Raw genomic sequence first — 21,317 nt, forward strand, 5'->3', positions numbered from 1 at the left:
CGATGACCCAGCCGACGTGGGACGCCGTGGACGCGTACTTCTCCGAGCAGCTGGTCGGCCACGACCCGGCGCTCGAGGCCGCGGAGGCCGCCGCCGACGCCGCCGGGCTGCCGCACATCGCGGTGGCCCCCAACCAGGGCAAGCTGCTGCACCTGCTGGCGCTGACGCAGGGCGCGCGCCGGATCCTGGAGGTCGGCACCCTCGGCGGCTACAGCGCGATCTGGCTGGCCCGGGCACTGCCCGCCGACGGCACCCTGATCACCCTGGAGATCGACCCTAAGCACGCCGAGGTCGCCCGCGGCAACCTCGCGCACGCCGGGCTGGACAAGGTCGCCGAGGTGCGGCTCGGCCGGGCCGCCGACTCGCTCGCCGCGCTGGTTCAGGACGGCACCGAGCCCTTCGACCTGGTGTTCATCGACGCCGACAAGCCCAGCAACCCCGAGTACTTCCGCCGGGCCCTGGAGCTCACCCGCCCCGGCTCGCTGATCATCGTCGACAACGTGGTGCGCGGCGGGGCGATCGCCGACGCCGACAGCACCGACCCCGCCGTGGTCGGCACCCGGGCGCTGCACGACCTGATCGCCGCCGAGCCGCGGGTGACGGCGACGTCCGTGCAGACCGTCGGCAGCAAGGGCTACGACGGCTTCACGCTGGCCCGCGTACAGGGCTGAGCCCCGGCGCGCCCGGGGGCCCGGGCGCCCCCGCCCGACCCCTTCGCGCCACCTCGCCTCACCTCGAACCACCCCGCATCAGCTCGCATCACCCTGAACCACCCCGAACCACCTCGCACCATCGCACCACGCAGGAACGGAGACACCGTGCGGATCGGACTGCTGGGCGCAGGCCCCTGGGCGGAGCGGGTCCACGCACCCGTCCTCGCCGAACACCCCGGCTTCGAGTTCACCGGCGTCTGGGCCCGCCGGCCCGAGGCGGCCACGGCCCTCGGCGGGGCGTACGCCGTCCGCGGGTACACGGACCTCGACGAGCTGCTGGCCGAGGTGGACGCGGTCTCCATCGCGCTGCCCCCGGCCGTCCAGCCCGGCCTCGCCGTGCGGGCCGCCGAAGCCGGCTGCCACCTGCTGCTCGACAAGCCCGTCGCACTGACCGTGCCGGACGCCCGCGCCGTCGCCGAGGCGGTGCGGGCCCACGGGGTCGCCTCGGTGGTCTTCTTCACCGTCCGCTTCGGCGGCGAGCAGATGCCCTGGATCGAACGGCAGGCGGAGCTCGGCGGCTGGTTCACCGGCCGCTCCGACTGGCTCGGCTCGGTGTTCGCCCCCGGCAGCTCCAGCCCGTACGCCTCCTCGCCGTGGCGCCGGGAGAAGGGCGCGCTGTGGGACGTCGGCCCGCACGCGCTGTCCGTGCTGCTCCCGGTGCTCGGCGACGCGACGCGGGTGACGGCCGCCGCCGGGCCGCTGGACACCGTCCACCTGGTCGTCCGGCACGCCGCCGGCGCGTCCAGCACCCTCGCCCTCAGCCTCACCGCGCCGGTCGCGGCCGGCGGCACCGGCATGGAACTGCGCGGCGAGCACGGTGTCGCCCAGCTCCCCGAACGCGGCGAGGGGCCGGTCGCGGCGCTCCACCGCGCCCTGGACGCCCTGCACACCTCGGCGGCCACCGCCCGGCCGCACCCCTGCGACGCCGACTTCGGTCTGCGCGTCGTCGAGATCCTCGCCGCCGCCGAGCAGTCGCTGGCGACCGGCGCCCCGGTCGAGATCTAGGTTCTGTCCGGGGGCCGGGCGGGCGGGCCGGGCGCGGCCTACGGACGGGCGCGCCGAAAACCGGTGGCGGCGGCGTGCGGCCCGTTGTTAGCGTGAGGCCGCTCCACCGTCGTCCCGTTCGTCCTCGTCAGGGCCGTGAGCCCACCGGAAAGGGTGTCTTGATGTCCCGGATCGCGCCGAGCGCGCCTCGCCGCACCGCGTAGCCGGTCCGCACGGACCGGTCGGGGCCGCTCGGCCTGCTCTTGCTGCCATCGCACATCTCCAGCAAGGAGCACCCCGGGTGTCCAGCACCACCAATGCCCTCAAGGCCTTCAAGACCGACACGTTCACCTGCACCTGGTGCGGGCTGACGGTCTCCACCCACGCCGCCGACGGCACGCGGCGCAACCACTGCCCGTCCTGCCTGCATTCCCGGCACGTCCTGGACCAGGTCGAGGGCGGCCCGAGCGAGTGCCACGGCCGGATGTCGCCGATCGCCATCGCGGTGCTGCGCACCGGCGACTGGATGGTCGTGCACCGCTGCGTGCGCTGCGACGAGCTGACGTCCAATCCGGTCTGCCCGGACGACAACCAGCTCGTCCTGATGCGGATGGCCGTCCGGCCGCTCGCCCAACCGCCCTTCCCGCTCGAAGCGTTCGGGACCCTCTGAACGGCCGCGCGAGGATGGAGGAAGCGCCGAGCATGCCACGACGAAAGAACGAGCACGACGGCGGGCAGCGCCGTTCACGCCGCCGTCCGCAGCGGCACAAGGACGTCCTGCACGCCAGGGACGTGCTGCGCGCGAGGGGCGGGCACCGGGCGAACGACTTCCGGTGCGTCGGCTGCCGGCTGGACGTCCCGCTGGACGCCCCCGGCACCGCGCACCGCAACCACTGCCCGAACTGCCTGGTCAGCCTGCACGTCGACCGGAGGGTCCCGGGTGACCGGGCCGCCGACTGCCGGGGCCGGATGGCGGCGCTGAGCATGTCCGCCCGGCCGGACGGCGAATGGCTGATCATCCACCAGTGCCTGTCCTGCGGCGAGTTGAGCGCCAACCGGATCGCCGGCGACGACAACCCGCTGGCCCTGGTCCGGCTGGTGCTCAGACCGCTGCGGGACAACCGGATGGCCGGCCGGGCCCTGCTCCGCCTCTAGCCCGGCGGACCGCCCCGGTGCCCGGACCCGCCCCCGTGCGGCTCCGGGCCCCGGGCGCGGTGTCCGATCGCCCCTCGACCTCGGTATGGCGGCCGGATCAGGCTTCGCCTGGTGCCCCGGGCAGGGGGAGAGGCCGGTACCCGCGCCGTGCGGGTGCCGGCCTCGGCGGGGCGGTCAGCAACCGGTCCAGATCTAACGGAAGTCACGGGACACATCTGTCCGCTCCGGAGAGGATCTCGTCGGCGCGGCGGAGTACGACGGCGCGGCAGCACCGCTGTGGGCCCGCCGCGCCGGGGAGTGGTCGGTCAGTGGTGGGTCACGGTGGCGGCACCATCTGAGCCGTGGCATCCAGGTTGTGTACGGGGCCGCTCTCCTCGTACGACACCGGTACGGCGCCGGCAAGTTCCGCCACGGCCTTCCTGAGGGCCGGCGACGTCGCACCCTCCCTGGTCGTGGTGACCGTGATCCCGGAAGCGTCCGGGAGCAGGGCCGCGGTATGGACCGGGAAGGGCAGCGAGCCGGCCTGTGCCGCGTTGCCGATCTTCTGGAGGACGGGGTCGACGGTCGACCGGGAGAAGGCGGCGTGCCGGATCTCCGTGCGTTGCGTCTCGATGCCCGGGTGTGCCTTGCTCGCGGCCGCGACGAGTTCCTTCGCCCGTGGTTCGTCCGTCGCGAACAGCACGACCCGGCCGGCCGCCGGATCCAGCTTGAGCGCGCCGAAGGTGTCCTTGAACCCGGCGCGGCCCTGCTCCCCGAGCGCGGACGCCAGATCCTGCAGCGCCGTGAGCGCGAGCGCGTCCACGTGCTCCGAAGGTGAGGAGAGCGCGGGTCCTTGGGTGCCTCCGACGTTCCTTCCGTTCGCGGGAGGTGGCGAACCGCTCTCCTGCGACGTCGAGTTCGGCCTGCGTGTCGTCGAGACCTTCGCCGTCGCCGAACAGCCCACCGCCGGCGGAGCCCCAGTCGATGCCTCGGAACGGTATGACGGCGCGGGGGGGGGGCCCCGGGGGGGGGCCCCCCCCCGCCGGGGGGGGGGGCGGGGGGGGGGGGCGGGGGCGGGGGCGGGCCGCGGGGGGGCGGGGGCGGGGCCCCCCCGGCCCCCGGCCCCCCCCCCCCCCGCGCGGGGGGCCCCCGGGGGGGCCCCCCGGGGGGGTTGGGGGGGGGGGGGGGGCCCCGGGGGGGCCCCCCCCCCCCCCCCCCGTCGGGGGTGGTCGGGGTCAGTCGCGGCGGTGGAGGACGGCCGTCTCGAAGTCGGTGAAGGCGCACTCCTCCTGCCACTGGGCCTGGGCCTTGGGGCTGGCGGCGAGCAGGGCGTCGCAGGCCGGGCCCGGGTGGGCGGCGCCGATGGTCTCGCCGGCGCACTCGGGTGCCGGGAGGAAGCCGTCGCGGTCCTGCCAGAGGCTGCGGCCGGGCAGGAAGGCGTACTCGAGGGAGGTGCGGGCCAGGTCCTTCAGGTCGCGGTAGCCCAGCTGGTAGCGGGTGGTCGCCTTCCGGTACTCCTCGGTGATGTCGCCGCGCGAGACGCCCGGGTCGTCGGTGGCCAGCGCGGTCGGGACGCCGTTGCGCCGGTACAGCGGGAACGGGTGGTCCGGCCCGGAGACCTGCAGGATCTGCTCGTTGCTGGTCAGCGGCACCTCGATCAGGGTGTGGCGCTGCGCCAGCGTCCTCAGGAGGTCGGCCGAGTCGTCCTCGTGGACGACGTCGACGCCGTGTCCGACGCGCTCGGCGTGGCCCGTCAGCACGGCCTCGCGGATGTGGAAGCGGAGGTCCTCCGGCTTGACCAGGCCGGGGACCAACTCGCCGGCGTGGAGGGTGATGTGGGCCTTCGGGTAGAGCGGGTGCAGGTAGTCCAGCATCTGCATCTGCAGGGTGTAGTTCTCCAGCGAGGCCGGGTAGTCCTCCGGCTGGACGAGGTTGACGGCGACGAACCGGTCGTCCTGGCTGGCGAGTTCCATGCCCAGCAGCAGTTGGGTGAAGACCCGGGCGGGAGTGGAGGCCCGGGAGGCCTGGGAGATGATCCGGACGGTCACGGCGCAGCCGGGCGCCGGGTGGCCGCCGCCGCAGCCGGCCGTCGCCTGGTACTCGGCGAACATCGCGTCGGCGTCCGCGCGGGCCTGGGTGACGAGTCGGGCGATGCCGTCGTCGGCGAGGAGCTTGGCGCGCAGCGCGGCGAGGTCCGGGTCGAAGCCGACCTTGGCGGCGAGCGCGGCCGCCCCGCCGGAGGCCGGGGTGATCATCGTCTCCAGGTACTCCTGGTGCTGGTCGGCCATGGTGTCGGTGACCTCGGCGAGCATCCGGCCCGGGTGGCGCCAGCTGGCCTCGCCGAACTTGCCGAAGGTGGCGAAGAAGTGGTCGTGCCCGGACTCGGCGCCGGGTACGAAGTCCTGCATGGACCAGGCGCGGATGACGTCCTGGCGGAACGCGGGGTCGGAGAGGGCGTCGGAGGCCGGACGGGCACCGGGGGCGCAGGGCGCCTCCTGGGCCGTGAGGGTGGCGTCGATGCACAGGCCGTCGTCGGCGGCCAGCTGGATCAGCAGCTCGGTGGAGACCGCGCCGGAGAGGTGGTTGTGCAGGTCGCCGCCCTTGGGCAGCTCGTGCAGGAAGGCCCGCAGGGCCTCGGGCCGGTCGCGGATCCGGTCGAGGAGGGCGGAGACCCGGGCTTCCGAGCCGTGGGCGGCGGTGGCGGGGGACTGCGGCAGCGCGTGGGCCTGGGCGGGGAGCAGGGGCAGCAGGAGGGCGGCGCAGGCGGCGACGGCGGCGGCGCTGGTTCGGCGCAGAGAGAGGGACATGGCCGTATGGTCGTCGCGGCCGCTCCCGGGGGCGGGCTGCCGACGCCGTGTCAGGCGGCGTTCACCCGGACAGGCGGCCGGGCGGGGTCCGGTCGGCTGCGAACGGTTGAGCGGCCGGACGGCCTCCGGCGTCCGTCGGCGGTCGGACGCCGGAGGCCGGGAGGCCGTCCGGCGAGGGGAGGCGTGGCCGGCGGCTCAGGCGGGCGGGAGCGTGGGGCTGGACGGGCCCGGGCGGCGGTCGGTCGGGCGGGCCGGGGGGATGACCGGGGCGTGGAAGTCCCGCGGGCCGGTCCACAGCGCGGGCACGGCGTCGCTGCGGCGGGCCAGCTCGTAGGCGAGGGCCTCGTAGTTGACCCGCCAGCCGTGGAAGTGCCGCCAGGCGTCCTCGACGGGCCGCTCGTTGCGGAAGCCCGCGGCGGCGATCATCGCGACGGCGCCGATGTACTCGGTGTGGGTGAGGCGGATCGGCACGTCCGGGTCCGGGTCCGGGTCGAAGTCGACCCGCAGGGAGCGCCCGATGTCGCGCAGCGCCGTGAAACCGGCCCGCAGGACCAGCCGGGCCTCGGCCGGTGCGGTGCGGGGGCAGAGGGCGAGGTGGAGCGCGGCGGCGTCCATCACCGCGATCAGGCCGACCACCCAGCTGCGGTTCGGCTGCGGGGAGCGGAAGGAGAGCAGCACCGGGTAGTTGGAGTGGCTCTCGCCGATGTCGGCGGCCAGGCGCTCCCAGTCCCGGTACAGCTGGGGCAGCGCCGTCTCGGTGTCGACCAGGGTCTGCCGGGCGAGCAGCTCCGGCCCCCAGGCGGGCTCCCCGGCCCGGGACTGCAGCAGCGTCACCTCGGTCTCGCGCCGCTGGTAGGCGGCGTAGATGGTCGGCAGGTAGGAGATCTGCAGGGCGATCACCAGCGGCCCGCTGGCGGCCGCCATGAAGTCGATGACGGACAGGTGCAGGCGTTCGCCGCTCGCGAAGCCCAGCGTGAAGAGGCTCGACCCGGCCTCCCGGAACGCCACCGACCAGTCGAGTTCGGAGGTGCCGTGCAGCAGGAGTGTGTACGCGATGAGCATGCCGCCCAGCCACACCGCCAGCATGCCGAGCAGGACGAGCGGGGCCAGCCAGGTCAGGGCCCGGTCCTGGGCGTGGTAGGTGCGGAACGGTGTCGCGTAGAGCCGCAGCACCGCCCGCAGGACCCGCCAGAGCCGGTGCACCAGGGCCGAGTAGAGCCCGCGCGGGACGACCAGGGTGCGCAGGATGCTGCCGATGACCAGCAGGAGCAGCAGGGCGCCGAGCGCGGTGTGGATCAACCTCATGCGGTCATTCTGTCGGTCGGGCGGGGTGGTGGCGTGCGCAGGTGGGCCTGCGCCGCGGTCGGAGTGTAGAAGCGCCTGATCCGGCCCGAGGAGCCCGGCACGCGCAGGTAGGCGTGCCGGGCCGGGTCCCAGAGGCCCCAGCACTCCAGGAGGAGGAAGTGCGGGCTGCTCGGCGGGATCAGGCGGACCTCGTAGCGGGACTCCGCGGTCACGCGGGTTCCGGGGCGGGGGCGTTCCGGAGGACCCAGGCCTGCGCGAGGGCGTACGAGTAGAAGCGCAGGGGGGCGTCGGACGGCGGGAGGGCCCTGACGGGCTCGCCGGTCGTGCGGTCGCGGACGATCCAGACCGGGTAGGAGGAGCCGTCGCAGGCGTCGTCGGCGGGGATGATCGCGTAGCGGCCGGTCGTCATCGGCGGGTCGCCACCTGGATGAAGCCGGAGGCCTTCTCCACACGCTCGGCGAACTCGTTGAACTCGCCGTCGATGGGGGAGATGGTGGCCTTGGTCGGGACGAGGATGGCGCCCGCCTCGCGGTCGAGGAGCCGCTGGAGCGCGGCCCGCAGCATCGGCCGGTGCTCCGGGCCCCTCACGTCCACCTCGTCGTCCACGACGATGAGGGAGACCCCCCAGTCGAAGGCGGCGGCGTACCGCTCGCAGACGCGGAGCTCGCGCTCCGGGAAGCCGGCATCGGTCTTGGCCAGGTACATCACGACCTGGAGGCGGTCCACGGCCCCGACTCGGGGCGCGTGCGGGGTCGTGGGGGGCTTGGGGCTGCTCACAGTCCGATCCTCTCCGTAGTTGTGCGACTACCAGGGGTGCCCAATGTCCTCTAAGCTTGGCAACCGTTCAACTTGTCTGTGTCTCAGGTGGAATTGGGGGCGGGCTTTGAATCGCAAGGAGCTTGATCCGGCGTCATCTCCCCGTGAGTCCTTCGGCGCACTGCTTCGCAGCTCGCGCGAGGCGCTGGGCTGGACCCAGCAGGACCTGGCAGCGGCCATGGGCTACTCGGACAGCTACATCTCGGCGGTCGAAACGGGTCGCAAATCCACCAGCCGAGACTTCGTCAGGGCGGCGGACAAGGCCCTCGGGACGGGCCAGACGCTGGAGCTGATGTGGGTCGGGATGAGGCGGAAGGGCTTCCTGGAGGGTTTCCCCGAGCACGCTGCGCAGGAGGCTCGCGCGTCGGAGATCAGGATCTTTGAGCCGAACCTGATTCCAGGGTTGTTCCAGACCAAGGCCTACGCCTCCGCGCGAGAGGCGGCGGCAGTCCTGCGAGGAAGCAGCACGCAGGATCAGGCGGAGGAGCGAGTGAGGTTCCTCGCCGCCCGGCAGCGGCTTCTCAGGCGTGCCGAACCACCGGTCATCCACGCGGTGATAGATGAGAGTGGCATTCGTCGTCCGGTGGGGGGTGCCGTGACCATGCGTGCGCAGCTCGATCACCTGGTGGAGATGGCGGCCAGGCCCGATGTGATCTTTCAGATCGCGCCGTTCAGCTTGGCCGAACACGCCCCGCTTCGATCGGTCGTCACCCTGCTGACGTTCGCGGATCGTTCGGTGGTCGGCTACACCGAATCTGCCGACCAGGGCTACGTGGTGCGGGATGACCGGACTGTCAGGGCGTGGGAAAAGGCCTACGATCGGTTGCGGGCGGAAGCGCTGACCAGAGCCGCGACCCTCGACCTGATTCACAAGGCCCGAAAGGAGCTCTGACCATGACTCGACCAGACCTGTCCCGCGCCTCATGGTTCAAGTCGTCGTACTCCGACAACGGCGGTACCTGCGTGGAGGTTTCGCCGGACTTCCCGGGTGTCGTTCCCGTCCGCGACTCGAAGGACCCGGAGGGGCCTGCCCTCGTTGTCCCGGCCGAGGCCTGGCGGGCCTTCGTCGCCGCGACCGCCGCGGGAGAATTCGGCGACGTCTGATCTGAGACGCTCGCTCTGGTCCACTGCTACGGAAGGAGCTCGATGATGTTCCTCGACCCGACTGGTGCTCGATGGGTGAAGTCGAGCTTCAGCCAACAAGGCGGCAACTGCGTCGAGATCGCCCCCGCGTTTCCCGGTGTGATGCCCGTCCGGGACTCCAAGGACCCGGAGGGACCCGTCCTGCTCTTCCCGGCCGACGCCTGGCGGGCCTTCGTGGCCGCCGCCGCTGCCGGCGAGTTCGGCGACGCCTGACGCAAGGCCATGCCATGGTCCGCGTGATCGAAGGAGCTTCTATGGCGAACATCGACCTTGAAGGCGCCCGATGGGTGAAGAGTCGTCGCAGTGGCAATGGTGGGAATTGCGTCGAGGTCGCGCAGGGCCTCACCGGCGTTATGCCTGTTCGCGACTCGAAGGACCCGGCCGGGCCCGTCCTGCTCTTCCCGGCCGACGCCTGGCGGGCCTTCGTCGTCGCGGCCGCTGCAGGAGAATTCGGCGACGTCTGACCGGGGCGCTCGCTCTGGTCCACTGCTTCGGAAGGAGTTCGCTGATGGTCGCCGACCTGACGCCTGCCCGATGGGTGAAGTCGAGCTACAGCCAGAACGGTGGGAACTGCGTCGAAGTCGCCTCCCACCTTCCCGGTGTGATGCCCGTTCGGGACTCCAAGGACCCGGAGGGGCCCGTCCTGCTCTTCCCGGCCGACGCCTGGCGGGCCTTCGTGGCCGCTGCCGCCGCCGGAGAGTTCGGCGACGCCTGACGGACCACCGCCCTACCCCTGCGAGCCCCTGGACCCTGCGGTCCGGGGGCTCGTTCCGTTCCGTCCGCCATTGACAGGTGCGCCCTCCGGCTGAATGCTAAGCAAGCGCTTAGTCAACGCCACGCCCACCCCCGAGGAGCCGCCCGATGTCCGAGACACCCGCCGATCCGCCCGGGCTGGACCTGGGCCGCCTGCGGAACCACCTCGACCGGGAGCTGCCCGGCCTCGTCCAGGGCCCCCTCACCGCCTCCCTCATCGAGGGCGGCCGCTCCAACCTCACCTACGTCCTCTCGGACGGCACCACCCGCTGGGTCCTGCGCCGCCCCCCGCTCGGCCACGTCCTCGCCACCGCGCACGACATGGGCCGCGAGCACCGCGTGATGACCGCCCTGCGCGACACCGACGTCCCCGTCCCGCGCACGCTCCTCCTCGACCCGGGCACGGACGTCCTCGGCGCCCCCTGGTACCTCATGGAGCACGTCCCCGGCACCGCCCACCGCGACGTCGCCCCGTTCGCCGCCCTCGGCGCGCCGCGCGTCCACGCCCTCGGCCGCCGCCTCGTCGACACCCTCGCCGCCCTGCACCGGATCGACCCGGCCGCCGTCGGCCTCGCCGACTTCGGCCGCCCCGACGGCTACCTGGAGCGCCAGCTGCGCCGCTGGTCCACCCAGCTGTCGAACTCCCGCAGCCGCGACCTGCCCGCCGTGGACCGGCTGCACGGGCTGCTCGCCGAGCGCCTCCCCGTCTCGCCCGCACCCGCGCTCGTCCACGGCGACTACCGCCTCGACAACGTCCTCGTCGACGACTCCGGCGACACGGACGGCACCGCCGGCACCGACGTCATCACCGCCGTCCTCGACTGGGAGATGTCCACCCTCGGCGACCCGCTCACCGACATCGGCCTGCTGGTGATGTACACCGAACTCGCCGGAGTCGGCGGCGGCATCATCCCCTCCGCCGCGACCGCGCCCGGCTTCCCGAAACCCGACGAACTCGTCGCCCGGTACGCCGAGTCGACCGGCCGGCAGGCCGCGGACCTGGACTGGTACGTGGCCTTCGCCTCCTTCAAGCTCGCCGTCGTCGCCGAAGGCATCCACTACCGCTTCCAGCAGGGCCGCACCCTCGGCGCCGGGTTCGAACGGGCCGGAGAGATGGCCCCGATCCTCGCCCGGCACGGCCTGAGCACCCTCAAGGAGAACTGACCGATGGACTTCGCCTACGACGCCCGGACGAACGAACTCCGTGCGCAGCTGCTGGCCTTCATGGACGCCCACGTGTACCCCGCGGAGGCCGTCCTCGCCGAGCAGCTGGCCGACCCGGACCGCGCCCCCTGGGCCGTCCCGCCGGTCGTGGCCGAGCTCCAGGCCGAGGCCCGCAAGCAGGGCCTGTGGAACCTCTTCATCCCCGGCGAGCACGGCGCCGGGCTCACCAACCTGCAGTACGCGCCGCTCGCCGAGATCACCGGCCGCAGCCCGCAACTGGCCCCGCCCGCGCTGAACTGCGCGGCCCCCGACACCGGGAACATGGAGCTGCTCGCCCAGTTCGGCTCGGCCGAGCAGCGCGAGCGCTGGCTGCGCCCGCTGCTGGACGCCGAGATCCGCTCCGCCTTCGCGATGACCGAGCCGGAGGTGGCCTCCTCGGACGCCACCAACATCGCCACCCGGATCGAGCGGGACGGCGACGACTACGTGGTCAACGGCCGCAAGTGGTACATCACCGGGGCGATGAACCCGCAGTGCCGGATCCTCATCGTCATGGGCAAGACCGACCCGGGCGCCGAGCCGCACCGCCAGCAGAGCATGGTGCTCGTCCCGCGCGACACGCCCGGCGTCACCGTGAAGCGCGGCATGACGGTCTTCGGCTACGACGACGCCGACCACGGCGGCCACGCCGAGGTGCTCTTCGAGGACGTCCGCGTCCCGGCGGGGAACCTGATCGGGGCGGAGGGCGCCGGCTTCGCCATCGCCCAGGCCCGGCTCGGCCCGGGCCGGATCCACCACTGCATGCGGGCGATCGGCATCGCCGAGCGGGCCCTGGAGCTGATGTGCCGCCGGGTGGGCGAGCGCGTCGCCTTCGGCCGCCCGCTGGCCGAGCAGGGCGTGGTCCAGGACTGGATCGCCGAATCCCGGGTGCGGATCGAGCAGTTGCGGTTGCTGGTGCTGAAGACGGCCTGGCTGATGGACACCGTCGGCAACCGGGGCGCGCACACCGAGATCCAAGCGATCAAGATCGCGACGCCGCGCACCGTGGAGTGGATCCTGGACAAGGCCGTCCAGGCGTTCGGCGCCGCCGGAGTCAGCCAGGACACCCCGCTCGCCCAGCTCTGGGCCGGCAACCGCACCCTGCGCCTCGCCGACGGCCCGGACGAGGTCCACAAGCGCTCCCTGGCCCGCCGCGAGCTCCGCCGCCACGCGGGCGACTCCTGACCGACTGCCGCGCGGGGTGCGGACGCACCGGCCCCTCCGGCCGGGCCGGTGCACGTCGGACGGCGTCACGGGCCGGGGGCGGCCGCGGGCTCGGCCGGTCCGGGCCTCCCGGCGGTGCGGCGGCGGGGGGACCCGGCGGACTCCGGCGTCACCCGGAGGTGCAGGGCGGCGAGCAGCAGGCAGAACACGGCCATGACGGACCACAGCACGGTCGTCCCCGCGCGGGCGAGCAGCTGGGTGCCGAGGACGGGCGCGAGCGTCGCGGCGATGCCCCAGCTGGTCCCGAAGACGGCCAGGTAGCGGCCGCCGGCACCGGGTGGCGCGAGCTCGGTGACGAGCGCGTAGATGCGGCCGATCACCAGGAGGTCGCCGAGGCTCAGCACCGCGGCGGCGGCGAGCATCCCCGGCAGGGTCCCGGCGAGGGCGTAGCCCGTCAGCCCCGCGGCCAGGAGGAGGTGGGCGAGGGCGAGCGCGACGGGCGTGCCGAGCCGGGTCGTCCAGGGCATCCGGACCAGCGGCTGCGCGAGCACGGTGGTGGCCGCGGCGGCGGTGAACAGCAGCCCGGCGTCGGCGGCGGGCAGGCCGTGCCGGGTGAGGGCGAGCGGCAGGGTGACCACGGCCTGCTGGTTGATCAGGGCGTAGGCGGTGCCGGTGGCCAGGACGCTCAGCAGGGCCCGGTCGCGCAGCGGGCGTACGGCGGCGCGGCCCCGGTCGGCGCCGGGTGGTTCGGGACGGTCGTGGGGCAGGGCGAGCCGGATCAGCAGGGCGCAGGCCAGGCAGGTGACGGCGTCGGTGACGAAGAGCCAGCGCAGGTCCCAACGGCCGAGCAGGGCGGCCAGCAGCCCGGCGCCCATGCCGCCCGCCGCGAGCGCGGCGCTGAACAGGCTGAACGCGCGCACCCGGTGCTGCTCGGGGACGGACTCGCCGATGATCGCCTGGCTCGGGGGCTCGTAGAGCTCGAAGGCCAGCCCGAGCAGCACCGCCCCGGCGACCGCCCAGGTCAGTGACACGGACGCGGCGATCGCCAGCTGCGCGACGGCGCATCCGCAGAGCCCGAGCACGATGGTGGTGCGCCGGCCGATCCGGTCGGCCAGGTGCCCCCCGGCCAGCCGGGAGGGGATCGTCGCGAGCCCGAAGGCGGCGCTGACCAGCCCGGCGGAGGTGAGGCTCGCGCCGTGGTCGGCGCTGATCAGCGCGGTGAGGAAGGGCAGTGAGAAGGCCCCGAGCCGGTTGACGACCCGGGCGAGCAACAGCAGGCGGACGGTGCGGGGCAGCGGTTCGGGGCGCGGCACGGCGGCTCCTGTTCTCGTGCGTCGTCGAGGCCGGTGATCAGCGGGCGGCGGGTGGCGGTGATCCGGGCGGAGACTACCGGCTTCCTGGACGACGCCGCCCGGGCCGCTCCGGCGGCCGGCGCCCTGCTCCCGTCGGTGCCCCGCGCCCCGAGCCCGAGCCCCGCCCCCCGTCGGCCCCGCGGCCTGACGGCCTGACGGCCCCTAAGGGAGTCATACCCTGGTACTCAGGGGTGAGTTGGCTCCCCGGTATGACGGTTTCGCCCCGCCCCCACCCGTACCGTCCTGCTCAACGGACCGCGCGAACCGGGCGGGCCGACCGATCGAGGGCGAGGAGCACGGGATGCACAGGCGGGGACGGGGCGTGGCGGCGGCACTGCTGGCGGCGACGGCGGTGCTGGGAGTGGTCGGCGCGCCCGGGGCGGTGGCGGCGGCCCCGGACGGCGGGGGCGCGGCCCGGCAGGCGCAGGCGTGGCTGCCGCAGCCGACCGGACCGTACCCCGTCGGGACCACGACGCTGCACCTGACCGACCCGAGCCGGGAGTTCCGGTGGAAGCCGGGGAAGCCTCGCGAGCTGATGATCAGCTTCTGGTACCCGACCGCCCGGCCCGCCACCGGCCGGGAGCGCGCCCCGTACATGGAGCGCTCCGCCGCCGACCACTTCGGCAGCGCCGGCAGCGTCGGCCAGTCGGACTACGGGTTCGAACCCGGCCGCACCGACTGGGCCGGCGTCCGCACCCACGCCCGCACCGACGCGCCCGCCCTGCCCGGCGGCAAGCGCCCGGTCGTGCTCTACTCGGCCGGGTTCGGCGACCCGCGCACCTGGGGCACCGGCCTGGTCGAGGACCTCGCCTCGCGCGGCTACGTCGTCGTCACCGTCGACCACACCTACGACGCCTCCGAGGTCGCCTTCCCGAACGGGGACCTCGCCACCTCCGTCTTCCCCGAGCTGCTGGGCAAGCCCGACCTCGACCTCGCCGACGTGCTGCGCACCTCCCTGCAGACCAGGGTGGACGACACCCGCTTCGTGCTGGACCAGCTGCCCGGCCTGTGCCGCGACCCGAAGCTGCCGGCGGGCCTCGCCGCCTCGCTCGACCTCGACCGGATCGGCATGGTCGGCCACTCGGCGGGCGGCTCCACCGCCCTCCAGGCCATGCACGACGACCCGCGGATCGCGGCCGCCGTCGACATGGACGGTCAGCTGCACTTCCCCGGGCCGGACGGTCACACCGGGGTGGTCCTGACCGACGTCGCCGCGAAGGGGCTGACCCGCCCGTTCCTGCTGATGGGCACGCGGGAGGAGGACTCCGGGGACTACCACCACCAGCCCGGCTGGGACGCCCTCTGGCAGCACAGCACGGGCTGGCACGCCGACGTCACCCTCGACGGCTCCCGGCACGCCTCCTACACCGACGCGCAGTCCCTGCTGCCCCAGCTCGCCCGGCAGGGCGCGATCACCCCCGAGCAGCTCGGCAAGGACCTGGGCGAGGTCCGCCCGGAGCGCGCGGTGCTGGCGACCCGGACGTACGTGGCCTCCTTCTTCGACCGCTGGCTGCGCGGCCACGACGACCACCTGCTGGACGGTCCCTCGCCGCGCTTCCCGGAGATGGAGTACGCCGAGTAGCGGTGCCCGGCAGCCGAGGCGTCGTCAGGCCGGCCCGGAGGCGCGGCGGTCAGCGGACCTCCGAGTCGGGGTTGGCGGCGTCCCACCGGCGGCGGGAGTCCACGATCGCGTCGTGGTGGTCGTAGGACCAGTCCGCCACCGCCCGGACGAGGTGGGTCAGGCTGTGCCCGAGGGGCGTCAGCTCGTACTCCACCTGCGGCGGGACGGTCGGGTGGACCGTCCGGGAGACCAGGCCGTCCCGCTCCAGCCGGCGCACCGTCAGCGTCAGCATCCGCTGCGAGATGCCCGGCAGGGCGCGCTGCAGCTCGCGGAACCGCCGTACGCCCTGGGCGAGTTCGACGACGGTCAGGACGGACCACTTCTCGCCGAGCCGGCTCAGCAGGTCCTGGATCCCGCAGTCCACGCCGTCCTCGCACCAGACCACCGGGCGAGGGGTGGTTATCGCGGTGTGCCCTGCTGACATGGAAGTGCCTCCTTACGCCGGGCGCCCCGGCGGCCGACGATGGTCAGGAATCCGCCCCCCGATCATCCCCGGAGGAACCATGCTGCTCGTCACCGGTGTCAACGGCGCGCTCGGAACGCTCGTCCTGGAACGGCTCGTCGGGCGCCCCGACGTGGCCGCCGGCAGCCGCACGCCCGGGACGGTGCCCGCGGAGGTGCCGTCCCGGCTGGTGGACTTCGACCGGCCCGAGACGCTCGCGGAGGCGTTCCGCGGCGTGCGGACCCTGCTGCTGATCTCGGCCGGAGTCGCCGAGGACGACGTGGTGATCGCCCGGCACGGCGCGGCGATCACGGCCGCGGAACGGGCCGGCGTCGAGCACGTCGTCTACACCAGCCTCTCCGGCGACGGAGACCACCTGCCGTACGCCCTCGCCCACCGCTGGACCGAGCGGCGGCTCCGCGCGTCGTCCTCCCTGCGCTGGACGGTGCTGCGCAACGGCCTGTACGCCGAGTTCCTCGGCGCGATCGCCGCGCCGGGCCCGGACGGGGTGGTCCGCGCCCCGCTCGGGGACGGGAAGCTCGCGGCGGTGGCCCGGGCGGACCTCGCCGAGGTGGCGGCCGCCGTCGCACTCGCCCCGGAGGCCCACGCGGGGCGCACGTACGAGCTGGTGGGGGAACGGGCGCTGGGCGGCGCGGAGGTGGCCGGGGCGCTCGGCGCCGAGTACCGGCCCGGCCGGCTGACGCAGGCGCGGGCAGCGGTGGCGGCCTCGGACGCGCAGGACTTCCAGGTACCGATGGTGGTCGGCACCTACTCGGCGATCGCCCACGGCTTCCTGGCCGGGCCGGGCGGGGCGGGCGACCTCGCGGAACTGCTCGGCCGCCCGCCCCGCCCGGCCCTGGACGTCATCGCCGGCGCCCGCTGAGCCCCCACCTGCTGAGCCCCGGGCGGCCCGACTGCGCCGGGGGTCGGCCGCGTGGGCGCGGTGGTGGCGGGCGGGCGCTCCGGTCAGTCACCGAGGACGGCGATCCGGCCGGTGCTGCGCCCGTCGGCGACCAGCTGGACGGCCCCGGCCGCGTCGGCCAGCGGCACCCGGGCGCTCACCAGCGGGCGGACCGCGCCCTGCTCGGCGAGCCCGGTCAGCGCCTCGTGCGCGGCGGCGACGGCCCGCGGGTCGTGGGTGTTGTAGAGCCCCCAGTGCAGGCCGAGGATGGCGTAGTTCTTCACCAGGGCGTGGTTGAGCGCGGGCGCCGGGATCCGCCCGGCGGCGAAGCCGACCACCACGATCCGGCCCTCGAAGGCCACGCACTTGGTGGAGCCGGTGTAGGCGTCGCCGCCGACCGGGTCGAACACCACGTCGGCGCCGCGCCCGCCGGTGAACTCCTTGACGGCGCCGACGAAGTCAGCTGCCGTCCGGTCGACGACCAGGTCGGCGCCGAGCGCCCGGGCCGCCTCCGCCTTCTCAGGGCCGCCGACCACGGCGACCACCCGGGCCCCGGCGGCGCGGCCGAGCTGCACCGCCGCGCTGCCCACCCCGCCCGCCGCGGCGTGCACCAGCAGGGTCTCGCCGGCCCGCAGCCGGGCCCGGCGGTGCAGGGCGAACCAGGCGGTCTGGTAGCCGATGTGCAGCGCGGCCGCCTCGGCGTCGTCCAGTGCCGCGGGCGCCGGGTGCGCGGCCGCCGCGTCCAGCAGCGCGTACTCGGCGAAGGCTCCGTGCGGCAGCACCGGGTTGCCGATCAGCCGTTCGCCCCGCCGCGGCCCGTCCGCGACCTCGCCGCACAGCTCCACGCCGGGCGTGAACGGCAGCGGCGGGCGCACCTGGTACTCGCCGCGCACCATCAGCGCGTCCGGGAAGTTGACCGCCGCGGCCCGTACCCGGACCAGCAGCTGGCCCGGGCCGGGCACCGGCCGGGGCAGCCCGTCGACCAGCCGCATCACCGCGCCCGGCTCGCCGAGCTCGGGCACCTGCCAGGCCCTCACAGCGCCTCGCTCTCTTCCAGCCCCTGCTGGAGCCGGTTCATCGCGGTGATCCAGCGGTCCGGGTCGGTGGCCCGGGCCCGGTAGTAGTCCGCGACCTCGGGGTGCGGCAGGACCAGGAAGCGGTCCTCGGCCAGCGCCGCCAGGGTGGCCGCGGCGACCTCCTCGGCCTCCAGCGCGGTGGGCGCGAGCAGGGCCTCGCCGACCGCGCCGGTGGAGGCGAGCATGTCGGTGCGCACGCCCTGGGGGCAGAGCGCGTGCACCCGGACGCCGCGGTGGCGGTACGTCGCGGAGAGCCACTCGGCGAAGGCGAGCGCGCCGTGCTTGCTCACCGCGTACGGGGCCGAGCCGAGCATGGTGAGCAGTCCGGCGGCGGAGACGGTGGCGAGGAAGCGGCCCTCGCCGCGTTCCAGCCAGCGGGGGAGGAGCAGGTCGGCGGCCCGGACGTGGGCGAGGACGTTGACCTCCCACGCGCCGGCCCAGGCGGCGGCGGGCGCGTCGGCCCCGCCGACCGGGGCGACGCCCGCGTTGGCGCACCACACGTCGATCTCGCCGAGCTCGGCCCGGGCCCGGCCGACCAGCTCGGTCAGCCCCTCGACGGAGGCGGCGTCGCCGGGGGCGGCGGTCCCGCCGCAGTCGCGCGCCACCTCGTGGGCCGCCCCGGCGTCCAGGTCGTTGACCACGACCCTGGCGCCGGCCGCGGCGAAGGCCCGGGCCAGCGCGGCGCCGATGCCGCGCCCGCCACCGGTCACCACGACGCCCTGCCCGGCGAGGTCACCGCCCGCGCCGGTCCGCGCGGCCGCGCCGCCGCCGTCCGGGGAAACCGTGCCGCGGGAGCCCTGGCCGTCGCCCGCCGCGCTCACAGCCCACCGCCGAGGGTGACCCCGCCGTCGACGACCAGGGTCTGGCCGGTGATCCAGGCGGAGTCCGGGGAGAGCAGGAAGGCGACCGCGCCCGCGACGTCCTCCGGGACGCCGAGCCGGCCCAGCGGGTAGGCGGCGGCGACCTGCTCCTCGCGGCCCTCGTACAGGGCCTCGGCGAACCTGGTCTTGACGACGGCGGGTGCGACGGCGTTGACCCGGATGCCCTGGCCGCCCAGCTCGGCGCCGAGTTCGGTGGTGAGCCGGATCAGCGCGGCCTTGCTGATGCCGTACATGCCGATCCCGAGCGAGGCGCGGATGCCCGCGATGGAGGCCACGTTGACCACCGAGCCGCCGTGCTCGCCCATCCAGGCGGCGTGGGCGCGGCGGGTCCAGGCGAGCGGGGCCAGCACGTTGACGGCGAAGATCTTGGCCGCCGCGGCCTCGTCGGTGTCGAGGACCGGCCCGTAGACCGGGTTGATGCCGGTGTTGTTGACGAGGTGGTCGAGCCGTCCGAAGGCCTCCAGGGTGCGGGTGACGGCCTCCTCCTGGTGGGCCGGGTCGTCGGACTTGCCGGCGACGGCGATGGCGTTGTCCGGCCCGCCCAGGTCGCGGACGGCCTCGGCGAGCGGCTCGGGGTTGCGGGCGGTCAGGCAGACCTTCGCCCCGCGGTCGACCAGCTCGCGCGCGATGCCGAGGCCGATGCCCCGGCTCGATCCGGTGACGACGGCCACCCGGCCCTTGAAGGAGTGCGCCACGGAGGGGTCCTGCCTTTCGCGCGGTTCGACGGACTTGCTTCGACGGATCTGCTTCGACGGACTTCGACGGGTGCCACGGGTGTCGCAAACCCTCGTGGGGGCCGGCGGAGTCCGGGTGGGCCCGGCCACGACCGGTGACTAAGCGCTTGCTCAGCATGGTGGTGGTGCGGGAGCCTGTCAACAGCCGCCGACCGCCCGGCGGGGAATGCGTGTACGAGTTCTCTGGGAGGATGGCGCCATGACCAGCACGCCCATCGCCGACCTCTGGCCCGTCCTGCCCGGCGGCGCCGACAGCCGCCCCGAGGCGGCGCACCGGCTGCTCCGGGCGGCCGTCGAGTCCTTCGCGGAGCGCGGCTTCCACGCCACCACCACCCGGGACATCGCCACCGCGGCCGGGATGAGCCCGGCGGCGCTGTACATCCACTACCAGTCCAAGGCCGCGCTGCTGGCCGAGATCAGCCAGGCCGGCCACGCGGCCACGCTGGCGCTGGTGCGCGACGCGGTGGCGGGCGGCGGGGACCCGGTGGTGCGGATGCGGCGGCTGGTCGAGCAGTTCACCGCCTGGCACGCCCGGGCCCGCACCGTCGGCCGGGTGGTCAACTACGAGCTGCACGCGCTGCCCGAGGACGCCTACGCCGTCGTCGCGGCGCTGCGCCTGGACATCGAACGCGAGGTCAGCGCGCTGATCGCGGCGGGCGTGGCGGCCGGCGCCTTCGAGGTGTCCGAGGTCCGCACGGCGGCCCGCGCGGTGACCTCGCTGGGCATCGACGTCTCCCGCTGGTACACCGACCGCTCCACCGAGACCCCCGAGGAACTCGGCCGCCGCTACGGCGAGTTGGTGCTCCGGATGCTCGGCGCCCGGATCTGAGACGGGCGCGTCCGGGCGGGCGGGCCGGCCGGCCCGCTCTTGACCTGCCCCGGGCGTGCGCGCAGACTCGTATACGCAGTACGTGTGCCTCGTAGGCGTACGGCGCCGCCTCCGGCGCCCGCCCCCACCGGTGCCCGTCGGCCCGACCCGACGGACCCCCGGCACGGTCCCGACACCGTGCCCCGCGCGGCCCGACACCGCGCGTCCCAGCAGAACCCCTCCCGCGGCGGCCACGCCCCCCGACCGGCGGCGCCGACGGGAGGCGACCCCCGGCCCGGACCGGCCCGGCCGGTCGTGCCGCCGTGCCCACGGGCACGACGGCACCAGGACGGCGCGCCCGGCGCGCCGTGCGCGGCCCGGGCTCCGGGGAGACGGGAGGCGCAGCGATGCCCCTCCAGCAATCCCGTCCGGTCCGGCCCCGTTTCTGGCTGGAGACCGCCCTCGGCACCCTGTCCGGGCTGCTGTTCCTGATCACCCTGGTGTGGCCGCAGTGGATCGAGACCCTGCTCGGGCTCGACCCGGACGCCGGCAGCGGCGCGGCCGAGTGGCTGGTCGTCGCGCTCGCGGCGGCCCTCACCGCGGTCTGCGCGCTGGGCGCGCGGACCGAATGGCGCCGGGCCCACCCCTCCACCGCCCGCGCGGCGCGGTGACCCGGCCACCGACGATCGGAGAGGAGGATCGTCATGAGCGACTCGACACCCGCCGCCGCGGCCGGTGACCTGGCCGCACTCGTGCGCCGGGCCCCGCTCGGCTTCCGGGGCACGGTCACCAGGGTCGGCGGCACCTCGCTGGCGGCCGTCCCGCCCGGTGCGGACGACGCGCGCACGGCCGTCGTCGCGGTGACCGAGGTGCTGCACGCGCCGAACGGCTTCCGGCGACTCGCCGGCAGCGAGGTCACCGTCCGCCTGGCGGCCGACGCGGCCCCGCTCGCGGTCGGCGACACGGCCGCGTTCTTCACCCGGGGCCTGGTCTACGGCGAGGGCCTCGGCGTCGTCGAGCTGGGCCGACTGCCCGCCGACGCCGTCCAGCAGCACGTCTCGATGGCGGCCACCACCGCCGACGAGATGCCCTTGTCGTCGGTGCAGCGCACCATCCGCGAGGAGGACCTCGCGGCGCACGCCGGGCAGACGGACGCCGTGGTCGTCGCCACCGTGGTCGGCCTGGAGGACGTCGACCGGGCGTCGCACTCGGAGCACGCCCCGCACTGGTGGCGCGCCGCCCTCGACGTCTCGATCGTCGAGGCCGGTGACGTCGCCCCCGGACGGATCACCGTCCTCTACCCCAGCAGCGGGGACAGGCGCTGGCTGCACGTCCCCAAGCCGGCGCCCGGGCAGGAGGCCCTGTGGCTGTTGCACGCCACGACGGGCGAGCTCGCCGCGGAGGCGCCGTTCCAGCTGCTCCACCCCGACGACCGTCAGCCGGTGCAGCGACTCGCCGTGCTGCGGGAAGGGAGGTGAGC

The 21,317-nt window shown here is 74.8% G+C and carries 27 protein-coding genes; 16 read left to right on the forward strand and 11 right to left on the reverse strand.

Annotated features, from left to right (window positions below; translation table 11 throughout):
- Nucleotides 1–2 precede the first annotated feature (2 nt).
- From ACIA8Q_RS17040 to ACIA8Q_RS17055, 4 genes are all read left to right on the forward strand, one after another.
- Entirely contained in the window at nucleotides 3–671 is a 669-nt protein-coding gene (locus tag ACIA8Q_RS17040) for an O-methyltransferase (RefSeq protein ID WP_387905245.1), read from the forward strand.
- A gap of 147 nt (nucleotides 672–818) precedes the next feature.
- Complete coding sequence (locus ACIA8Q_RS17045; RefSeq protein WP_396317379.1) at nucleotides 819–1,718, forward strand: Gfo/Idh/MocA family protein; 900 nt, start codon at nucleotides 819–821, stop codon at nucleotides 1,716–1,718.
- A gap of 280 nt (nucleotides 1,719–1,998) precedes the next feature.
- On the forward strand, nucleotides 1,999–2,367 hold the full coding sequence (locus tag ACIA8Q_RS17050) for an RNHCP domain-containing protein (RefSeq protein WP_360220319.1): 369 nt from the start codon (nucleotides 1,999–2,001) through the stop codon (nucleotides 2,365–2,367).
- Nucleotides 2,368–2,399: 32 nt separating this feature from the next.
- Nucleotides 2,400–2,852 carry an RNHCP domain-containing protein gene (locus tag ACIA8Q_RS17055; protein ID WP_387905242.1) on the forward strand — a complete coding sequence of 151 codons (453 nt, stop codon included), beginning with the start codon at nucleotides 2,400–2,402 and terminating at the stop codon, nucleotides 2,850–2,852.
- A gap of 316 nt (nucleotides 2,853–3,168) precedes the next feature.
- Here the strand turns inward: ACIA8Q_RS17055 and ACIA8Q_RS17060 are convergent, their stop codons facing one another.
- The 6 genes from ACIA8Q_RS17060 to ACIA8Q_RS17085 form a co-directional block, all read right to left on the reverse strand.
- Nucleotides 3,169–3,654 carry a hypothetical protein gene (locus ACIA8Q_RS17060; RefSeq protein ID WP_396317380.1) on the reverse strand — a complete coding sequence of 162 codons (486 nt, stop codon included), beginning with the start codon at nucleotides 3,652–3,654 and terminating at the stop codon, nucleotides 3,169–3,171.
- A 412-nt stretch (nucleotides 3,655–4,066) separates the two neighbouring features.
- Entirely contained in the window at nucleotides 4,067–5,638 is a 1,572-nt protein-coding gene (locus tag ACIA8Q_RS17065) for an adenosine deaminase (RefSeq protein ID WP_396317381.1), read from the reverse strand.
- A gap of 195 nt (nucleotides 5,639–5,833) precedes the next feature.
- Nucleotides 5,834–6,943, reverse strand: coding sequence for a hypothetical protein (locus ACIA8Q_RS17070; RefSeq protein ID WP_396317382.1), 1,110 nt, complete (start codon nucleotides 6,941–6,943; stop codon nucleotides 5,834–5,836).
- Nucleotides 6,940–7,155, reverse strand: a complete 216-nt coding sequence (locus tag ACIA8Q_RS17075; RefSeq protein ID WP_360220332.1) for a hypothetical protein — start codon at nucleotides 7,153–7,155, stop codon at nucleotides 6,940–6,942. The genes ACIA8Q_RS17070 and ACIA8Q_RS17075 overlap by 4 nt, the downstream gene beginning before the upstream one ends.
- Nucleotides 7,152–7,352, reverse strand: coding sequence for a hypothetical protein (locus ACIA8Q_RS17080; protein ID WP_360220335.1), 201 nt, complete (start codon nucleotides 7,350–7,352; stop codon nucleotides 7,152–7,154). Before ACIA8Q_RS17080 ends, ACIA8Q_RS17075 begins: the two co-directional genes overlap by 4 nt.
- Nucleotides 7,349–7,669: a hypothetical protein gene (locus ACIA8Q_RS17085; protein WP_360220338.1), complete on the reverse strand. Its 321-nt coding sequence runs from the start codon at nucleotides 7,667–7,669 to the stop codon at nucleotides 7,349–7,351. The genes ACIA8Q_RS17080 and ACIA8Q_RS17085 overlap by 4 nt, the downstream gene beginning before the upstream one ends.
- Nucleotides 7,670–7,826: 157 nt before the next feature.
- Here ACIA8Q_RS17085 and ACIA8Q_RS17090 point away from each other — a divergent pair, with 157 nt between their 5' ends.
- The 7 genes from ACIA8Q_RS17090 (at nucleotide 7,827) to ACIA8Q_RS17120 (ending at nucleotide 12,043) form a co-directional block, all read left to right on the forward strand.
- Entirely contained in the window at nucleotides 7,827–8,651 is an 825-nt protein-coding gene (locus ACIA8Q_RS17090) for a helix-turn-helix transcriptional regulator (RefSeq protein ID WP_360220341.1), read from the forward strand.
- Between the two features lie 2 nt (nucleotides 8,652–8,653).
- Nucleotides 8,654–8,863 (forward strand): DUF397 domain-containing protein, encoded by a 210-nt coding sequence (locus ACIA8Q_RS17095; RefSeq protein ID WP_360220344.1) that lies wholly within the window; start codon nucleotides 8,654–8,656, stop codon nucleotides 8,861–8,863.
- A gap of 42 nt (nucleotides 8,864–8,905) precedes the next feature.
- Nucleotides 8,906–9,115, forward strand: a complete 210-nt coding sequence (locus ACIA8Q_RS17100; RefSeq protein WP_360220347.1) for a DUF397 domain-containing protein — start codon at nucleotides 8,906–8,908, stop codon at nucleotides 9,113–9,115.
- Between the two features lie 41 nt (nucleotides 9,116–9,156).
- Nucleotides 9,157–9,366 carry a DUF397 domain-containing protein gene (locus ACIA8Q_RS17105; RefSeq protein ID WP_360220350.1) on the forward strand — a complete coding sequence of 70 codons (210 nt, stop codon included), beginning with the start codon at nucleotides 9,157–9,159 and terminating at the stop codon, nucleotides 9,364–9,366.
- A gap of 44 nt (nucleotides 9,367–9,410) precedes the next feature.
- Nucleotides 9,411–9,617, forward strand: coding sequence for a DUF397 domain-containing protein (locus tag ACIA8Q_RS17110; RefSeq protein WP_360220353.1), 207 nt, complete (start codon nucleotides 9,411–9,413; stop codon nucleotides 9,615–9,617).
- Nucleotides 9,618–9,763: 146 nt separating this feature from the next.
- The gene (locus tag ACIA8Q_RS17115; RefSeq protein WP_360220356.1) at nucleotides 9,764–10,819 is read left to right on the forward strand and encodes a phosphotransferase family protein; all 1,056 of its coding nucleotides are present in this window, start codon (nucleotides 9,764–9,766) and stop codon (nucleotides 10,817–10,819) included.
- 3 nt (nucleotides 10,820–10,822) lie between these two features.
- Nucleotides 10,823–12,043, forward strand: coding sequence for an acyl-CoA dehydrogenase family protein (locus ACIA8Q_RS17120; protein ID WP_360220359.1), 1,221 nt, complete (start codon nucleotides 10,823–10,825; stop codon nucleotides 12,041–12,043).
- A gap of 65 nt (nucleotides 12,044–12,108) precedes the next feature.
- On the opposite strand, the gene ACIA8Q_RS17125 is transcribed toward ACIA8Q_RS17120, so the two are convergent.
- Nucleotides 12,109–13,335 (reverse strand): MFS transporter, encoded by a 1,227-nt coding sequence (locus ACIA8Q_RS17125; RefSeq protein ID WP_396317383.1) that lies wholly within the window; start codon nucleotides 13,333–13,335, stop codon nucleotides 12,109–12,111.
- A 340-nt stretch (nucleotides 13,336–13,675) separates the two neighbouring features.
- On the opposite strand from ACIA8Q_RS17125, the gene ACIA8Q_RS17130 reads away from it, so the two are divergent.
- Complete coding sequence (locus ACIA8Q_RS17130) at nucleotides 13,676–14,956, forward strand: alpha/beta hydrolase family protein (RefSeq protein WP_396317384.1); 1,281 nt, start codon at nucleotides 13,676–13,678, stop codon at nucleotides 14,954–14,956.
- Between the two features lie 49 nt (nucleotides 14,957–15,005).
- On the opposite strand, the gene ACIA8Q_RS17135 is transcribed toward ACIA8Q_RS17130, so the two are convergent.
- The gene (locus ACIA8Q_RS17135; protein ID WP_360220368.1) at nucleotides 15,006–15,419 is read right to left on the reverse strand and encodes a helix-turn-helix domain-containing protein; all 414 of its coding nucleotides are present in this window, start codon (nucleotides 15,417–15,419) and stop codon (nucleotides 15,006–15,008) included.
- Nucleotides 15,420–15,498: 79 nt separating this feature from the next.
- Here ACIA8Q_RS17135 and ACIA8Q_RS17140 point away from each other — a divergent pair, with 79 nt between their 5' ends.
- Nucleotides 15,499–16,320 carry an NAD(P)H-binding protein gene (locus ACIA8Q_RS17140; RefSeq protein ID WP_396317385.1) on the forward strand — a complete coding sequence of 274 codons (822 nt, stop codon included), beginning with the start codon at nucleotides 15,499–15,501 and terminating at the stop codon, nucleotides 16,318–16,320.
- Nucleotides 16,321–16,403: 83 nt separating this feature from the next.
- Here ACIA8Q_RS17140 and ACIA8Q_RS17145 read toward each other — a convergent pair whose 3' ends face one another.
- The 3 genes from ACIA8Q_RS17145 to ACIA8Q_RS17155 all read right to left on the reverse strand — a co-directional run bounded on the left by ACIA8Q_RS17145 (nucleotide 16,404) and on the right by ACIA8Q_RS17155 (nucleotide 18,990).
- Nucleotides 16,404–17,375: an NADPH:quinone oxidoreductase family protein gene (locus tag ACIA8Q_RS17145; protein WP_396317386.1), complete on the reverse strand. Its 972-nt coding sequence runs from the start codon at nucleotides 17,373–17,375 to the stop codon at nucleotides 16,404–16,406.
- Nucleotides 17,372–18,127: an SDR family oxidoreductase gene (locus ACIA8Q_RS17150; RefSeq protein ID WP_396317393.1), complete on the reverse strand. Its 756-nt coding sequence runs from the start codon at nucleotides 18,125–18,127 to the stop codon at nucleotides 17,372–17,374. The genes ACIA8Q_RS17145 and ACIA8Q_RS17150 overlap by 4 nt, the downstream gene beginning before the upstream one ends.
- Before the next feature lie 104 nt (nucleotides 18,128–18,231).
- Nucleotides 18,232–18,990, reverse strand: a complete 759-nt coding sequence (locus ACIA8Q_RS17155) for an SDR family oxidoreductase (protein ID WP_387905219.1) — start codon at nucleotides 18,988–18,990, stop codon at nucleotides 18,232–18,234.
- A 238-nt stretch (nucleotides 18,991–19,228) separates the two neighbouring features.
- Here ACIA8Q_RS17155 and ACIA8Q_RS17160 point away from each other — a divergent pair, with 238 nt between their 5' ends.
- From ACIA8Q_RS17160 to ACIA8Q_RS17170, 3 genes are all read left to right on the forward strand, one after another.
- On the forward strand, nucleotides 19,229–19,858 hold the full coding sequence (locus tag ACIA8Q_RS17160; RefSeq protein ID WP_360222892.1) for a TetR/AcrR family transcriptional regulator: 630 nt from the start codon (nucleotides 19,229–19,231) through the stop codon (nucleotides 19,856–19,858).
- Between the two features lie 386 nt (nucleotides 19,859–20,244).
- Nucleotides 20,245–20,508, forward strand: a complete 264-nt coding sequence (locus tag ACIA8Q_RS17165; RefSeq protein ID WP_360222895.1) for an ABC transporter permease — start codon at nucleotides 20,245–20,247, stop codon at nucleotides 20,506–20,508.
- Nucleotides 20,509–20,541: 33 nt separating this feature from the next.
- Nucleotides 20,542–21,315, forward strand: a complete 774-nt coding sequence (locus ACIA8Q_RS17170) for a hypothetical protein (protein WP_396317387.1) — start codon at nucleotides 20,542–20,544, stop codon at nucleotides 21,313–21,315.
- Nucleotides 21,316–21,317: the final 2 nt, after the last annotated feature.

Origin of the sequence: Kitasatospora sp. NPDC051705, assembly GCF_044453265.1 — a bacterium.
Classification (GTDB): domain Bacteria; phylum Actinomycetota; class Actinomycetes; order Streptomycetales; family Streptomycetaceae; genus Kitasatospora.

Coding starts and splice junctions, on each gene's coding strand:
- ACIA8Q_RS17040 (WP_387905245.1), top strand. CDS start 3: ATGACCCAGCCGACGTGGGACGCCGTGGACGCGTACTTCTCCGAGCAG.
- ACIA8Q_RS17055 (WP_387905242.1), top strand. CDS start 2,400: ATGCCACGACGAAAGAACGAGCACGACGGCGGGCAGCGCCGTTCACGC.
- ACIA8Q_RS17065 (WP_396317381.1), bottom strand. CDS start 5,638: ATGTCCCTCTCTCTGCGCCGAACCAGCGCCGCCGCCGTCGCCGCCTGC.
- ACIA8Q_RS17070 (WP_396317382.1), bottom strand. CDS start 6,943: ATGAGGTTGATCCACACCGCGCTCGGCGCCCTGCTGCTCCTGCTGGTC.
- ACIA8Q_RS17080 (WP_360220335.1), bottom strand. CDS start 7,352: ATGACGACCGGCCGCTACGCGATCATCCCCGCCGACGACGCCTGCGAC.
- ACIA8Q_RS17095 (WP_360220344.1), top strand. CDS start 8,654: ATGACTCGACCAGACCTGTCCCGCGCCTCATGGTTCAAGTCGTCGTAC.
- ACIA8Q_RS17100 (WP_360220347.1), top strand. CDS start 8,906: ATGATGTTCCTCGACCCGACTGGTGCTCGATGGGTGAAGTCGAGCTTC.
- ACIA8Q_RS17105 (WP_360220350.1), top strand. CDS start 9,157: ATGGCGAACATCGACCTTGAAGGCGCCCGATGGGTGAAGAGTCGTCGC.
- ACIA8Q_RS17110 (WP_360220353.1), top strand. CDS start 9,411: ATGGTCGCCGACCTGACGCCTGCCCGATGGGTGAAGTCGAGCTACAGC.
- ACIA8Q_RS17115 (WP_360220356.1), top strand. CDS start 9,764: ATGTCCGAGACACCCGCCGATCCGCCCGGGCTGGACCTGGGCCGCCTG.
- ACIA8Q_RS17120 (WP_360220359.1), top strand. CDS start 10,823: ATGGACTTCGCCTACGACGCCCGGACGAACGAACTCCGTGCGCAGCTG.
- ACIA8Q_RS17130 (WP_396317384.1), top strand. CDS start 13,676: ATGCACAGGCGGGGACGGGGCGTGGCGGCGGCACTGCTGGCGGCGACG.
- ACIA8Q_RS17135 (WP_360220368.1), bottom strand. CDS start 15,419: ATGTCAGCAGGGCACACCGCGATAACCACCCCTCGCCCGGTGGTCTGG.
- ACIA8Q_RS17140 (WP_396317385.1), top strand. CDS start 15,499: ATGCTGCTCGTCACCGGTGTCAACGGCGCGCTCGGAACGCTCGTCCTG.
- ACIA8Q_RS17160 (WP_360222892.1), top strand. CDS start 19,229: ATGACCAGCACGCCCATCGCCGACCTCTGGCCCGTCCTGCCCGGCGGC.
- ACIA8Q_RS17165 (WP_360222895.1), top strand. CDS start 20,245: ATGCCCCTCCAGCAATCCCGTCCGGTCCGGCCCCGTTTCTGGCTGGAG.
- ACIA8Q_RS17170 (WP_396317387.1), top strand. CDS start 20,542: ATGAGCGACTCGACACCCGCCGCCGCGGCCGGTGACCTGGCCGCACTC.